The organism is Dasania sp. GY-MA-18 (genome assembly GCF_024734385.1).
Lineage (GTDB): Bacteria > Pseudomonadota > Gammaproteobacteria > Pseudomonadales > Dasaniaceae > Dasania > Dasania phycosphaerae.
The window spans coordinates 262,775-278,920 of record NZ_JANHAP010000002.1 but is presented as its reverse complement, the minus strand read 5'-3'; the positions used below and the strand labels follow the sequence as shown (position 1 = coordinate 278,920).

11 protein-coding genes are annotated in these 16,146 nt (G+C 41.8%); 3 read left to right on the top strand and 8 right to left on the bottom strand.

Annotated features, from left to right (window positions below; genetic code table 11):
* Nucleotides 1–10 precede the first annotated feature (10 nt).
* Nucleotides 11–1,051: a LysR substrate-binding domain-containing protein gene (locus NO559_RS03670; RefSeq protein ID WP_258330437.1), complete on the bottom strand. Its 1,041-nt coding sequence runs from the start codon at nucleotides 1,049–1,051 to the stop codon at nucleotides 11–13.
* 128 nt (nucleotides 1,052–1,179) lie between these two features.
* On the bottom strand, nucleotides 1,180–2,604 hold the full coding sequence (locus NO559_RS03665; RefSeq protein WP_258330436.1) for an aldehyde dehydrogenase family protein: 1,425 nt from the start codon (nucleotides 2,602–2,604) through the stop codon (nucleotides 1,180–1,182).
* A gap of 288 nt (nucleotides 2,605–2,892) precedes the next feature.
* On the opposite strand from NO559_RS03665, the gene surE reads away from it, so the two are divergent.
* Nucleotides 2,893–3,720 (top strand): 5'/3'-nucleotidase SurE, encoded by an 828-nt coding sequence (surE, locus tag NO559_RS03660; protein ID WP_258330435.1) that lies wholly within the window; start codon nucleotides 2,893–2,895, stop codon nucleotides 3,718–3,720.
* Nucleotides 3,721–4,350: 630 nt separating this feature from the next.
* On the opposite strand, the gene NO559_RS03655 is transcribed toward surE, so the two are convergent.
* Genes NO559_RS03655 through NO559_RS03640 form a run of 4 tightly spaced genes read right to left on the bottom strand, consistent with a single transcriptional unit; the run spans nucleotide 4,351 to nucleotide 8,072 of the window.
* The gene (locus tag NO559_RS03655) at nucleotides 4,351–5,493 is read right to left on the bottom strand and encodes a PepSY domain-containing protein (RefSeq protein ID WP_258330434.1); all 1,143 of its coding nucleotides are present in this window, start codon (nucleotides 5,491–5,493) and stop codon (nucleotides 4,351–4,353) included.
* Between the two features lie 21 nt (nucleotides 5,494–5,514).
* Nucleotides 5,515–6,231: a hypothetical protein gene (locus NO559_RS03650; protein WP_258330433.1), complete on the bottom strand. Its 717-nt coding sequence runs from the start codon at nucleotides 6,229–6,231 to the stop codon at nucleotides 5,515–5,517.
* A 5-nt stretch (nucleotides 6,232–6,236) separates the two neighbouring features.
* The gene (locus NO559_RS03645; RefSeq protein ID WP_258330432.1) at nucleotides 6,237–7,580 is read right to left on the bottom strand and encodes an OprO/OprP family phosphate-selective porin; all 1,344 of its coding nucleotides are present in this window, start codon (nucleotides 7,578–7,580) and stop codon (nucleotides 6,237–6,239) included.
* A gap of 57 nt (nucleotides 7,581–7,637) precedes the next feature.
* Nucleotides 7,638–8,072, bottom strand: coding sequence for a hypothetical protein (locus NO559_RS03640; protein WP_258330431.1), 435 nt, complete (start codon nucleotides 8,070–8,072; stop codon nucleotides 7,638–7,640).
* Between the two features lie 462 nt (nucleotides 8,073–8,534).
* Here NO559_RS03640 and NO559_RS03635 point away from each other — a divergent pair, with 462 nt between their 5' ends.
* Complete coding sequence (locus NO559_RS03635; protein WP_258330430.1) at nucleotides 8,535–9,623, top strand: PepSY domain-containing protein; 1,089 nt, start codon at nucleotides 8,535–8,537, stop codon at nucleotides 9,621–9,623.
* A complete protein-coding gene (locus tag NO559_RS03630; protein ID WP_258330429.1) occupies nucleotides 9,620–11,002 on the top strand; it encodes a P1 family peptidase in 1,383 nt (460 codons plus the stop codon). Before NO559_RS03635 ends, NO559_RS03630 begins: the two co-directional genes overlap by 4 nt.
* Nucleotides 11,003–11,240: 238 nt before the next feature.
* Here NO559_RS03630 and NO559_RS03625 read toward each other — a convergent pair whose 3' ends face one another.
* Together NO559_RS03625 and NO559_RS03620 are read right to left on the bottom strand one after the other, a co-directional pair.
* On the bottom strand, nucleotides 11,241–13,679 hold the full coding sequence (locus tag NO559_RS03625) for a TonB-dependent receptor (protein WP_258330428.1): 2,439 nt from the start codon (nucleotides 13,677–13,679) through the stop codon (nucleotides 11,241–11,243).
* Nucleotides 13,680–14,024: 345 nt separating this feature from the next.
* Nucleotides 14,025–16,145: a TonB-dependent receptor gene (locus tag NO559_RS03620; protein ID WP_258330427.1), complete on the bottom strand. Its 2,121-nt coding sequence runs from the start codon at nucleotides 16,143–16,145 to the stop codon at nucleotides 14,025–14,027.
* Between the last annotated feature and the right edge of the window lies 1 nt (nucleotide 16,146).

The following is a 16,146-nucleotide window of genomic DNA, read 5'->3' as shown; positions in this document are numbered from 1 at the left end:
AGCTGCAGCGTTAACTATAGCGGTTTTTGTGGTGGCTGGGATGCACCATAAACTCATCCTCTGAAACGTTCATGGCTTCGGGGAACTCTTCTTTAATCATTTTTAACAGCCAGCGCCGAAAACGATCAATTGGAATAGCGTCCCAGCGATCTTCACGTGCAATAAATAAGTATGCTCCTAAGGCTAAATTCTTAAAGTCTGGATTATTGGCGCCTACATCTAGTAAGCGGCCATTTTTTAAATCATCAGCGGCAACTAGATAATTCGTTAAAGCCACACCACTGTGATGACGCGCTGCTTCCAGAGTTAAGTGACTTTGCCATAGTCGCGGACCAGAAAGCTCAATATCTTCATCAATGCCATTGGCTGCCAACCATGCACGCCAGCGCTCAAAGCCATCCTCATGCAATAAATGATGGTTCAATAAATCAGCAGGGGTTTTTATAGGCTCTTCACGTTGTAAATATTCAGGGCTGGCCACTGCAATAATTGGCGGCCTGGCAATCTCTAACGCTCGTACATAGGCAGGTAGCTCTAACGCAGGCCTATAATAGGGCGAGAATCGTATATCTACATCAGCCTCACGTCTTTCAAAGTCAGGGCCTTTATTGGTGGGTCGTAGCTCAATATCTAAACTTGGATAAGCTTTTTCAAACTTGCCTAAACGAGCCATTAACCACTGCAAGGTAAAGCCAGGCATACTCCAAACTTGCACCTGATCTACATTGTTATGCTTCATCAACTCGACTGTCGCATTGGCAATCATATCAATGGCCTGGGAAATTTCTTGATGGTAGCGTAGGCCATCTTCGGTTAAAACCGCGCCAGCAGGTGTACGCTCTATAAGCTTGGCGCTGGTCCAATCCTCTATACTTTTCAAATGGCGGCTAACGACTGCATGATCACGGCATAGGTGCTGGGCAGCTTTTCTTACGCCGCCCAAGCGGGCAACAGCATCAAAAGCTCGCAGCGCTTCAAAAGGCGGTAAAGACTTACGGGTAGGTAGGTTTGAACTTGGTGGCGTTAGGTCATTAATTTTATCGTCAGACATATAAAAACTCCTGGCACAAAGGTAACAATAAACGCCCCCTTAGTAATTGTCTACCACTATTGATTTAGGAGCTTAATTGCAAGGCCGCTTTACAGCCCTCCCCCGTGCGCTAATTAGTAGAAGATGATTTAGTAAAATACCGCTTTTACCTCAAGATACTCTTCAATCCCCCAAATACCCCGTTCACGGCCGTTGCCGGATTTTTTAAAACCGCCAAAAGGCAAATCAAGCGCAGCTGCCGCCCCGTTAATGTGCACCATGCCCGCACGTATGCTGGGGGCCAGCTCTTTCGCTTCGGCACTGGTTTTAGCAAAAAGATAAGCTGACAAACCGAACTCTGTATCATTTGCCATCGCTACAGCATCGGCCACAGTGTCATAACGTAAAATACATAACACAGGGCCAAATATTTCTTCCCGTGCAATGGACATGGTGCTTTCTACATCACCAAAAATGGTAGGTGCGACATAGTAACCTTTAGCAAAACCCGCAAGCCTAGACGGATGCCCGCCAACTATAACGCTAGCCCCCTCTTCTTTACCTCTCGCTATGTAATGACAAACACGCTCGAATTGCTGCTCGTTAACTAAGGGGCCAAGTATAGTGCTCTCATCTGCAGGGTCCCCCACCTTCATCTTATCAGCCACAGCTTTTGCAGTAGTCACTACCTGATCATAATCGTCACTATGTACTAGCAATCGTGTGGGTGCATTACAGGATTGGCCACTATTATAAAAACAGCGCTCAACACAGTGACTGACTGCCGATACAATATCTGAACCGGGTAAAATCACATAAGGTGACTTACCTCCTAATTCCTGGGTTACCCGTTTTATAGTTGGGGCTGCTGCAGTAGCTACCTCAACGCCGGCGCGTGTAGACCCGGTAATCGATATTAAGTCCACATCAGGGTGTCGCGTTAATGCAGCCCCAGCTATGTAATTACCTTGCACCAAATTAAAAACGCCAGCGGGCACTCCGGCTTCATCTAGAATTTCTGCAAATAAAGCTGCACTGTAAGGCGCATATTCACTAGGCTTTAATACCATACAGCAGCCAGCAGCAATTGCAGCCCCCACCTTGGCAACGATTTGGTTCATAGGCCAATTCCAGGGGGTAATCAAACCAGCGACACCAATAGGCTCTTTGCGAATTTCTGCCGAATCACGCTGGCTAACAAAATCAAAAGACGCCAGCGTCGCACTAATACTTTTCAACAGGCCACTACCTACAGCAACCTGCGCATTTCTAGACATACTGATTGGCGCCCCCATTTCACAAGAAATGGCTTGTGCCATTTCTTCATATCGACGCGTATAGATAGTTAAAATCTTCTCAAGCAGAGCAAGTCTAGTGGCCTTATCTGTTTGACTAAAAGAGGGAAAAGCGCGCTTAGCAGCAGCAACCGCCTGATCAACAACTTCTGCATTGCTCAGCGGTAAGCGGCCTAGTGGCCTTTCATCTGATGGAGAAACAATGGTAAACCACTGTTCAATATTATTTGAAACCCAGCGACCATCAATATAATTACTTTCTGTTAAACCTATGTCCATGGGATACCACACTATAGTTACTGAAAAACCAACATAAAATATATAAAGCAGGCCAAAACCAAGCCTTTGCCGTATAAAACCTGTGTAATTATAGATTATTGAACTTAGACAGTGCGGTGCAAAAACCAACATGCGTGGTGTTAACACGACACAGTGCTTAGATTGGTATAACTATCAGTAGCGGTGTGGATTGAACACCAACAACAAGCATTTATGCACCTCTGTAAATATAGGATTGCCTTTATAGTAACGGTACACCAACCTTCTTATTATGGGATGTATATACATATGCTAAAACGAATCAAATACCAATTTATAATAATCGCCTTGCTGTTCACTGCGACGCCGGGCATGGCTGATAATCAAAAATATCGAATATTACTCACCAACGATGATGGTATTCATGCTGCCGGCTTACATGCGCTTATCGATGCGTTAAAAACCGATTACGAGATTATTGTAGCTGCGCCTGTAAAAAAATGGGGTGGTAAAGGCCATGCCACCCTGCTTTGGGAAAACCCTATTAAAGTCGAAGAAATAGCTTTGCCTAGTAAAGTAAAAGCTTATGCTGTACACGCATTACCCGCCGACGCAGCCAGATTTGGCATTATACAACAACGCGAGATTAACCAGCCCATAGACTTAATAATTTCAGGTGTAAACCATGGCGAAAATTTAGGTTCGCTTTCACATTTATCGGGTACCGTTGGCGCTGCTATGGAAGGCCCCTACTATGGCATACCAGCCATCGCCGTCTCTATAGAAAAAAGAGCTGCTAGCAATAACCAATTTGCAGCTACTACCGAAGCGATTAAGAGCCTAGTTAAACAGATACAGCGGAACGGTTTACCTAAAGGTACTGTTTTAAACGTCAACGTGCCAGAAAATGCTAAGGGTATGCGTATAGCTCCAATGGATGGCGTTAATGTCAGTGTCGATAATTTTGAAATTGTCGACAGCGCTTATAAACCTGTGTTCTCCTACCCCAATGCACAAATGAAGTACAGTGATATGACTGTTTACAGTGAGGGCTATATTGCCGTTACCCCTATCAATATTGACTGGACCGATCGTCAAGCATTAAAGCAGATGATGATTAATTGGGATATTAAATAGCCCTATACTATTAATTCACTAGGCTGTTGAACTCATGAGCTCGTTATTGAATATTTCTCAGCAGCCTAGTGCTAGGTCTATCCTAGCACCACATCAAAATCACTTTGCACACCATCTCTTTTAATTTAGAGCTTCCTTTCAGAAAAAATTAGCACTTAACGGCTAGCTGATAATTATTACCTTAATAAATAGCACTAACATTTATCTATTACGCTTATAGATAACAATGTATCGTACTGTTTTACGATTATAAACAGAAAATTAAGAAACACTAACCAGATTATATTTCGAACAGGCAATTATTTTTAACACTGTATAAGCAATAATTCAGACTAACAATTGATTGCAAATACCTTTGCAATAAACCGCTTTGAAAATGATTATAGACAGAAAGTTTATAAATTGTTAAAGGCAGTCTGGGATACGTGTTTAACAAACACCAAATGATATCAAGCCAACAATATAATCAGAATATCCGTAATGATTAGGAGGTAAATTATATACGTAGTTATTATCACTTCAGCACTAAAAAGACTACCTAATAGCTTATAACTGTGACTATAACTATCAGCTCATCCTTGAACTAGGCGTGAAGAAAAGTATGTTACATAGAAGAATGACAACAGCTTACTAAGTTAAAACCCGCCTTCTTATCCATAAACTAACACCAAATATGGCTAAAAGAGCTGTCATCAAACCGGTTAATGAAACCAGAAAACTCCCCATGGGGCCAGCCACCTCACCACTGTGTAAAGGCAGCCTTAATGCAGCTAGAAAGTCTCCAGCACTGCCAGCGCTTGGATTATCAACACCAAGCACACGCCCACTACCTGCGCCTACATAAATAGTATTGGGGCCCAATCCGGTATCGCAATCACAACCCAGGCTAACACGGTAGCTATTATTAGATGATGAATAACTTATTTTCTTAGGTATAGCTGGCAGATTATTATTTTCGGCATATTTTCTTGCCGCCATTAAGGCTGCAGAATAATCAACAGCCTGAAAGGTTAAATCTGACTCATCCGCTTTGACTTTATCTGTATAGGGGGAAAGAGATGTGACCACAGGGTCAAATACTTCACTAGACAAATTCATTGATACACCACTAACTGCAGCACATAGCATAAACACCCAGCACCATAGCCCTATACTTTTATGTAATTGCAGAAATTTTATCCGCCAAGGGTGTCGCCACTGTACTAGCCAGGATTTTTTCCAAACATTAAAGAACTTACCACCCCGCGGAAAAGTTAGATAAATGCCCATTACCGACATCAATATCCACAACAACCCGACTATTCCCAAGATTCGACTACCCCAAGGTTTCTCCATTAGTAAACGGTTATGTAGTTTATAGATAAACGGAATTATATTTTGCGACTCAAAACAACACTCACCCCACATACGCCTACCAGTCACGTCCCCTGTTGCTGGATTGAAGAAAACCTCATCATAATCCAGCTCGTAGGGACGATTGGTTGCAGGGTTTATTTTTGGCTCAATATAGGCAATAAGTGCATGTTCAGCCTCAGAGGTAATTGGCAGATAATTGACCAAAATATGAGGGTCGCTAGCCTCTAGCTTAGCAACCAATTCTGATGCTGGTAAGCTAGCCTTGCCAATCTCATCAATGATAAAAAGCTCTGGGTTCAACCAAATCTCAATCTGATCTTTAAAGGCAATAACACTACCAGTAAGGCCTGAACATATTAGGAAAGCAGCTAGTATTAAGCCCAAATATCGATGAAAAGATACTACCTTAGCACGCATGAAACCACCATAAAATTGTAATTATAAAGCTATAGAAAAACCAAGACTAAGCCAGAATTGATCACCCAAACCTTCACGATGAATATCTTTTTGACTCCAGCTTTTGTTAATATTGGCAATTATTGCCGTGCTAGGAGATAAGTGATAACTAACATCTACCCCTAGCTGTAAGTGATTAGGGCCGTCATGCTTTTTAGTTGCAAAACCCAAGTCAAAGCCTTCGGTTATATAGGGTTCTATGCTTACCCCCTGTTCTTTAAATTCGAACAAAGAGCTTAAGCTTAGCTCTAGAAAGCCCCCCGAAGCTTCTGTCGCATAAACATAATCTACTGATGGCACTACAGAAAAAACATCTTGAAAAACTATAGCCAATGAAAACTCATTATCATTTTCATTGCTATCTAAAAATGTCAGCCTTGTATAAGCCACTGTAAATTCTGTATCGCCCCAATCAAAGCCATACTCAAGCCCCACTTTTAGCTCTTTGTATGGATCATCGACACCATGGCCATACCACAAAGTGGCGGCAAATGATTGCCAATATGCAAATGCCTCTAATGAATATAGATCTTTACCGTTAATATTATCGCGCCCTTCGGCAACATAACGGCTGTGCTTAGCTATACTACCTTCAAAGTGATAATCATCTACAGCTGACGCAACTACGTTGGATGAAACTGCATAAATAAATACCAACAGCAATGAACGATGTACTATATTCCAGTCTTTAAAATCCATTATTATTACCAGCTTAACTGACTACGTAATACCAACGAATTACCACGATGGTTGCTAGCGCCCTGAGGCTGGGCCTCAAGACTTTCAGTAACATCAAAATGAATTAAATTTGCTGATACACGAAGATGGTTGCGTGGATACCAGTTAAGACCTAATGAATACACATGCCCCTTACCACCATAAACATCGCCATCAACCAAGTCCATATAACTGCTGCGAACAGCCATTTCTAAAGCCCCTAAACCACCAGACTCGAGACCATTGGAAGGTTTGATACCGCCAAAGCTACCTCGCCCACGTTGATAACTGCGCTGCTCCCCGGTAATAACCCATGCAGCTTGCACATATCCACTAACAAAACTAGCATCGGACAAGCTCATATAATCTACAGTTTGTTGACCTAACTCGGCCTGAAGTAACACATTATTATACTGATAGGCTGTTTCTATACCGGCATAACGGATATCGCTAGCGCTATGACTACCAGTATCAAACAGTGCTGCTAACTGATGGTTTTCAGGCTGGCTACTTAAACGATAATCCGTCTCATCATCAAGTTCGACATAGTACCCGGCAAAACCCATATGTAGTGTTTGCTGTTCATTTTTAACAGGCGTCACTAATAAACGTGATGCAAATCGCCAACCTTCATTGTGGCCAGGATTATTATCGGCTTCAGGCTTGCCAAATAAACCTGTATTCAAAGACCACCACTCACCCTGTGTTTCAAAGCCCACACCCACTGACCGACCTAAACTTAAAGCATTATGTAGGGAACGCTCTAGAAAACTGTGATTGGAATCACTGGTTTCATCATCCAGTGAAACTGAAGCCTCATGATGCCCTATGCGAACTGTTGTAGCATTACTTAATCGATAGCGGATAAAGATATCCTCAAAGCCCACTTTTTTATTACTAAAATCTATTTCTGCTACGTAGTCTATACTTTCATCTATATCACCTTGCGCACCAAGACGAACACGCCGTATTTCACTACCACTACCGTAATCTTCGCTAGCAAACATAGCATCAGCTTGCAGTTTACCCCGTGATTTAAAGCTGAAACCTTTATCTTTACTACTGAACTTCGGTGATGGGTTGCTCCAACTTACCGCTGAATTGTTTGCGGCTGGGATTATCACCTCTTCTATACGTTCATCTTGACCACTTTTGCTAGCCTCAAGCCGCTCTAGTCTGAGTTTTAAGGAATACAGCTGTTGTTCCTGTACAGCGATAGCATCACGTATGGTTTTTAGATCATCAGCTTGCACTGCTGCTACTGAAGTCATAGTAATGGCTATTACTAATAAGCCACTGTTAATACAGTTTAGTTTTTTCATAATTTCCATAAATATTGTGGTATTCATTACGTTGATAAATAATATAAATTAAAGTATTGATGTTTATTAGAACGAGTTGTTCAAAGGCCTAAACAGCAACTGCCCTTGTAAGTTTTTATCGCCAAAATATGCCTCCCAGTGCTCACTAATCTTTCCCTTTTCAAGCTGCCACTGACTAACGAGTAAAAAACGTTTGCCTGTTTTATATTGCACACCTTGACCATGACATTGGGCTTTCTTCCAATCAGCCGATAACAAACAGCTGCTACGATATACTGAGTAGTCATCTTTTCCATCAACATCCATAAATCGGCCATTAGCCTGCACAACAATAACGCCACCTTGCCCATCACCCCATGCACCAGCAATGACAGGGTAATTGTTACTGTCGGCGGCTTTAATATTCAGCGACAGCAAACTAAAAAAAATGGTGTAAAACGCGATAAAGCTTGATTTCTGCAATCTAAATAAACACTTATAAACTATTCCTCGCTTGCCCACCCTAGTTCCTCTGGTTATCGCTATGGTTAGGAATAAGTATAAGCAAATCGAAATAATCATGAAGTTGCCAATTGCTCTAGACGCGGTGATAAATTAGCAACAGCCCAAATAAGGGTGACCATGGATATATAGGGGAAGAAAACACCTTAAAATAAAGCAACTATAAACAGCAGTAAATCCTTTTCCATAATGCAATTAGTTGTTAGTGGATTTGCCATGAAATGAAGGGTAAATACTTTAAACGTGCACTAAACAACATACTTAATTTACCACTAATAACAGTTGCTAAATTAGTGTAGTTTGGTGACAAATTAGCAACTGAAATAGCTTAGGCCTAGCCGTATACTGTTGACAGTTTATGTGTTCACTGAGTGACTTCCAATAGCTGTCCACTCTGCAAATGGTAGGACTAACAGTATGATTATTTTAATTCGCAGATTTTTTTTATTATGCACTGCAATAATGGCTTTTTTACTAGCGATTGCAGCTTTTACCGGCAGCATACAAGCATTTTATTATGAAATTGATGAATGGCTAAACCCGGATTTTTATCAAACAAATACCTCTGGCCCTTTACTTCCTGCCACCGAGTTGATTGACCGCTTAGAAAGTACAGTGCCTGGAGCAGAAGTATGGTACCAGCAGGCGCCAGCAGCTACCGGTAGAAGTAGCATGCTGGCCGTTTCACCCAGCTGGGATGAAAAAAACCAGCAATATGCCCAACTTGAAAACAATTACTTTTATATGGACCCGGTAAGTGGTGAAATTATCGGCGCCCGTATGTGGGGAAAATGCTGTTTTGAAGCTGAAAACCTACTGAACTACCTTTATGAATTGCACCACTCATTAACCCTGCCAGGCAATATAGGGTTTTCAATAATGGGGATAGTCGCCTGCGCCTGGACTTTGGCGTGTTTAACTATGCTGTACAGTGCAATTATAAATAAAAAAGGGCTGCCCAGTATCGGTCTATCCTTACCAACGACCGTCTTACTAGCCATATTAATGTTGCCTGTTGCTGTTAGTAGTATTGCTATGAACTTTTCACAACAGCTATTTAAGCCTGTGGTCTCGCTGTTTTCCCCTGTCGCCGCCAGTATTTATGAACAATACGGTGAGCATACAATTGCGGATTATGGCAAGCGTAAACTCAGCTATCAGGATGCCTATCAAATGGCTACTCAGTTAGGCCAACAACGAGGCTGGACTCAGCCTATAGGTGAGCTGTTTTATAGCCACAGTTATAATTTTTATGGCATGGCATTTGGCTTACGTGACCCTGCGGGCATGGGTAACAATTGGCTTTACCTAAGCGCAGAAAACGGCGCAGTAGTTGGCGAAAAAACGCCTACTGCTGGCTCTGCAGGTGATTTATTCTACTACGCTCAACTCCCCTTACACAGTGGTAGAAGCCATGGTTTTATTAGCCAGCTATTTATTTTCATTGTTGGTCTTATCACTACCGGCCTGTCAATTATGGTAATTATCAAAGTGATGAACAAGGCCGTTTGGCAAAAACAAGCAATTAATACACACAAGGCTAAGACATGAATCCCATAAAAAAACATAAGCTCCCTTTCACTCTTTTAATTACAACACTTATTTCTTCGGCCAGTTGGGCCGAATCAACTAAACAAGATGCTTTATATCCGCGTATTAACCAAAAAAGTGAAAGAAACCTCAGTTATGATTGGCCCATTCTTAAGGTTGGTACCGGCAGCTATGAAGAGGGGCCTACAGGCGTGACTGTTTTTCATTTTGAACGCAAAGTAAATGTTGCTGTTGATGTACGTGGTGGCGGCCCTGGTACCGTTAATGCCCCCTATATGGACTTAGGCTATGATATGGCTGAACTTGACACGGTCGTTTTTGCTGGTGGATCCTGGTATGGGCTAGAGGCCACAACTGCGGTAGCCACAGCCCTTAAAGATGACGGCTTACGTGATGGTGATGCATTTTCCCTGACGCCCAATATAGCTATGTCTGTTGGTTCGATTATATTTGACTTTGGAGCCCGTAGGCTCAATGAAATATACCCTGACAAGCGTCTTGCTCAGTCAACATACCGAGCAGCGAAAACAGGTATATTCCCATTGGGGCCTCATGGAGCAGGTCGCTCTGCTATCTCTGGAGGCCTGTTTGGCTGTAATGCCTATTCGGGCCAGGGTGGTGCCTATAGAGAAATTGGCGATATTAAAATTGCTGCCTTTACCGTAGTGAATTCGCTAGGCGCTATAGTAGATCGTAAGGGCAAGATGGCGGCTTGTTACCCAGGTGAGAACTGGCCTCAAAACGCTGCAATGGCAGAGGTTTTAGCCAAATACCCTGATAATTTAGACAACTGGGATGAGCAAAAACAGCAGCAAGCTAGCAGCAAAAACACAACCATTAGCTTAATAGTAACCAATCAGAAACTCTCACAAGCTGAGTTAAAACGTTTGGCCACTCAAGTTCATACATCAATGGCCAGAGGCATACAGCCTTTTACGACTATATTTGACGGCGATGTACTGTATGCAGTGTCCACAGCCGAGCTAGAAGAAAACACTATGTCCTCTGCCGTTTTAGGAACTGTCGCATCTGAAGTAATGTGGGATGCGATACTATCCTCAATACCCGAGCAACCCAAAGCAGCCATACCTAAGAGCAATTTACAATTAAACAAACAATATCTAAACAAACTAACCGGAAAATATACCTTTAGTGAGTTTGCCCAAGTTGAGATAACTAATAAGCGCAATAAACTATACGCACTAGCCACTGGCATACGTGATGTATTTGCTATTGGACGGACAAGTGCAACTGAATTGATACCTGTATCGAAAAATGAATTCATGGTACCTGGTCGCTACCCGTTAACGCTTAAATTTGAAACGCCTGACCAGCTAATTATTAACCCCGGCAAATGGCAACAAACCGCCTATCGCTAATAGATCAATTTTATCTGAGAAAATGGCCGCTATTTATCCATGAATAGCGGCAATTTATAATATTAAGTAGATAAACTATTTTCAAAAATTTCAGATAAGAGCCATATTAGTCCTATTAGTGTAACTGATCTATCTTAATAAATAGTTTCCGTAGGCCTTCTTTTTACTGCTTGGTAATTAAGCATTAGAAAAAAGGGCTTAGACAAGCCCTTGTATTTAATAGCAAATCATATCATCTTTAGAAACGATAGCCTAACGTGACACCGACAGTCCTAGGACGAGCAATACTATCCCGGGTTCCATTCCCAAGCCAGTTTTCAAATACACCTGTATCTAAACCATGATAGGACGTTGGAAATGATCCGGTTACTGCCTTCTCATCCGTGATATTTTTGATATAAATAGAAGCTATCCAGCTATCGTATTGCAAGCTTGCAGATGTATTCCACAATGTGAATGGCTTTAGTTTTTTATGCAAAGTACTATTTTCACTAATATAATTTTTCATATCTGATTGGTAGTAACCATCTAAACGAAGAATTAAATCCCAACGTTCAGATACCGGCATTGTATAATCCAGTGCAACATTTATTAGCTGTTCAGGAATACCTGGTAGCTTTTCCCCGCTTTCAGCGATCACATTATTAAACTGCTTACCGATAAAATCATCGCTTAACTTGGCATTTGTATAAGTATAGCCGCCTGAGTAATGCAGGCGCTCTGTCAAATACCCTTCAATCTCCATCTCTAGTCCTTGAGTTGTTGCTGATTTACCATTGGCAGCCATGAAAAAGCCAAAAGCACCGGTTGTTGTGTTTATTTGTGGAGTGGACCAATCTATATAAAATAATGACACAGTATAAGAAGTACTATCAGTTTTCCCTTTAAAGCCAACTTCGTAATTTATGACGCTATCACTATCATATGTCATAATAGTCTCATGGTTCGGCTCACCAAATGGTAAACCAAAAGGCACAATCGCATTTGAACCACCACGTCGGTACCCTTCTGAAATCGTACTGTAGAGCATATTCCACTCATCAAGATCCCAAGCTATATTAGCTTTGAATAAAATATCATCATCCTCAAAGCTGGGTTGAGTTACCGTTGGCACGCTTGGATCACAGACACAGATAGGAAACCCTAACTGAACAGTGTTGTCGAATGTAGTTTTAAACCAACGTATTCCACCTGTAACACGTAGTTCATCGCTAATATTATATGTAGCTTCACCATAAAGTGAGATATCACTTATTTTTTCATCTCTTTGATAAACGGTATCAATCTCTGTGGTTTCAAACCCTAGCCTTAATGGTGCATATTCTTCCAGCCCTTTTTGAAGACTATACTGCCCCACATTTCTGTCCTGATCCATATAAAAGACACCTGCAACCCAGTCAATAGCGCTGCTGTTCTCATTTGATACCAGCCTCAACTCTTGAGTCAGTGCTGAATCAGAGAACGAACGATCAGCCACAACGGCCGGGCGAGGCATACCCGGATAGTAATTATTAAAAAATTGCCTGCCGCCGCTGACCCAGATAGGTGTATTATCACTCTCAGCACGTCCTTCATGATCATAATAAGAACTATTTGACGTCAGGGTTGCGAACCCAAGATCCCATTCAACATCAAGACTTGTTAATTCAACCTCCCGTGAAGAGGGCTCGGCAAGTGTAGATCCATTTTCAAACTCTTTATATTCATTATCAAAATAATCTGCCCCAGGGGTAACTGCTCGACGACCACCAGTTTTATCAGACTGCCTTTGATAGCTTATTTGAGCCGTTATCTTCTCGTTGATATCCCAAAGCATAGCTGCACGGGCGTACGTAATGTCAACCCAATCCATATCATCTTTATTTTGATAACATGCGCCATTATTAATCTTTTGGCTATCTGTGGCGGAATCTGGAGCAATACAATTGCCATTGCCATCATCGATTAATGGGTCACCACTAGGGCTTAGCTGATAAAGATTTTTATAATCTATAACACCGTCATTATCGACATTACCAGCACCTAAACGAATGGCTATTTTTTCTGTAATGGGGATATTGACCATGATGTCATTGCTAAAATTATCACCGTCTGAACCTCTAGTCTGGCTATAATCTATTTTGAAGCTGGCTTCGAATTGGCTAGGATCAGGTTTATTAGTGATATAACGTACCGTTCCGCCAAGAGAACCTGAGCCATATAGAGTTCCCTGAGGCCCACGTAATACTTCAACACGTTCAAGATCTTTAAGAAGAAAATTCGAAAATATTGGCGTTGCATCTACATAAGTCGATACCGTAGGTACGGCCGATAGAGCGACATCACCTTGGCTCCCCCCATCGACATTCAGGCCACGCACGATAATGCTATTGACTGTACCTGCATTTCTTTGACCTTTATCTGCGACAACGATACCACTCATGGATCGCAACAACTCACTTTGATCTGTGATATGTTGCGCGGAGATTAGGTCACCCTGAACTGCCGATATATTATAAGGTATGTCTTGTACTGAGCTAGCGCGTGACGTTGCAGTAACTATAAGCTCTTCTAGTTTTATACTGTTTTTTTCCTGTGCACTGACTACCGAGGCTGACCCGGCCAAGATGGTACTTGCAGCAAGTGCTTGAGCAATTAATTTTTTTTTAAATATTGAACGACTCGGATGAAACTCCATATTTTATTATCCTTGATTTTCATTAATTTACAGTCACATAGAATACTTGAACATCAATATCTCCAGCCATTGACAAAACACATGAGGCTGGTGACATAAGAGCAACAGAATAATTACTAATGTTAATCTAGGATCAATACTTAGAAACTTACTAGATAGAATATTGATAGATTAAAATAAGGAGCTTACGAGATTAAGACTGAACAAGACTAATAATAAAACACATATTAAATCTAATTAGCGAACACAATTATTAGTATTAGAAAAGATGGGAATATTGGGATATTGCAACGCTGCAGATCATGACGTCGTTATAATCTGCAGCGTTGATTATGGCAGGCTAACTTAGAAATCGTAAGCGACTTTTAAGCCTACAGTGCGTGGTCTTGTGCGATTTGCATTATTCCATGCACTATATGGGTCTATGTATTTATTTTCATCTGTTAGGTTCTGGCCATAAAGCTCGAAACTAACATCACCCATAGTTAATCCTATGCGAGCATCAAACAAACCAATTTTATCAGAGAATTGATCGACATTTTCCTCTGGGAAACTGGTTCTATCGACATAAGGCATTTCATCTCTGTAGCTATAACCCAAGCGTACAAAGCCCGGCTTGGTGTCTGACCACATAAAGTTATAGGTAGCACCCAGGGTAAAGCTATAATCGGGCACATAATCTATAGGATCACCTGGAATATTGGCAGTGTCTGTGGCACCTATAGCCTTAACCTCAGCATCAATAATGGCAACAGAAGCATCAAGGGTCAGCGCGTCTGTAGCTTTCCAGTTGATAGAACCATCAAAGCCAGTAACTTCTACTTTACCAATATTGCTAATTAGTGATTGAAAGCCACGACCCTGTATAAAGACTAGACCGCGACGTAGCATATCGTCATATTCTGTGTAATACACAGCCATATCAACATATAACTCGCCATCTAATAAACTTGCTTTATAGCCTACTTCATAACTCCAAAGTGATTCGGGGTCAAAGTCTGGCAGTTCATCACCGCCAAAATCGAAACCATTAAAGCCGCCACTACGGAATCCCTTTGCGGCGCTGGCATAAATACTCATATTATCGTCTAACGCATAGGTCATATAGACACGAGGGTCTACCGAATCAAACTCACCTTCTTGCTTACCCGCTGACCCGACTACAAGATCAGTTTGTTTGTCTTCAAAATAACGCACACCCACACCAACATTTAACTTATCTGTTAGCTGGTAGGCAACGTCTGCGAAAACAGAATAAGATTTCGAAGTTTGCTCGGTAAAATAATCAGAAAGATAAACAACACCGAAAAACTCAGTTACAACTTCGGGTATGCTTAGGTCCATTGCCATGTCGCTGTAAAATAGACCAACCGTCCACTGCAGTTGTTTATCACCCGTTGAGGACAGGCGTAACTCCTGAGTAAATTGATCTCCCGAGTTATAACGGTTGCTATAGCCAGAAAGATCACCTTCGTAGATAGTTTCGGGGCCACCAAAATACGAGAAGGGATAGTTAACCTCCATATCCGTATATGTTGATGAACTCAACAACTCAGCAAAACCTAAATCGTACGTTAGCTCAAGATTAAATACGTCGTAATCCCACTCTTTATCTATCAACTTTGTTGAAGGGTCAACAGCAACATAAACAGTACGGTCAGGCTGTTCATAGCCTTGGCCTAGTTCATATTCAGCTTTATAGGTGATGGCAGTAGCAAGCACTTCAAGCTCATCCGTAGGTAGCCATAATGCCTTAAGCCTAGCTGTCTTTAACTCTTCATCATTGCCATCTTTAATACCGGCCTCGGGTTGATCTTGCCAGCCGCCGCCATCTTTTATATCCGCTACTAACCTAATAGCAAATTTGTCTTCAACTACTGGTGTATTAATTATTGCAGTAGCGCCTAAACCCATATCACCCTCGGAAACAGAATAAGCCTCGGCTTCTAAGCGACCTGAAAAACCATCCATATTTGGGCGGGCAGTAATATACCTAATGGCACCACCAACAGCACCCTGGCCATAGAGTGTTCCTTGGGGCCCTTTAAGTACTTCTATACGTTCTAGGTCTAAGGTTCTAACAGGCAATATTTCTGTGCCCGTTAATACCATGGGAATCTCATCTTGGTATATGCTGGTTAAGGCACCACCACCGTGAGCATTGGCTATACCACGCAAAAACACTTGATAGCTACCTGGGCCATCTTCACGCATTGTTAACCCGGGCACCGCAAAAGAAAGATCTTGAATATTATCAACACCTCTAATCTCCAACTCATCGCCGGACATAGTCGCTATAGACATGGGGACATCAAGCAGCCGTTGCTCACGTTTTGAAGCTGTTACTATGACTTCCTCAAGACGTTTTTTTTCACTAGCGACAGCAGCATTGGCCAAAGGCATTGCCATGGCCAACATTATCCCACTACATAGCAATCTTTTTTTACTTGCACATATTTGTTTCATT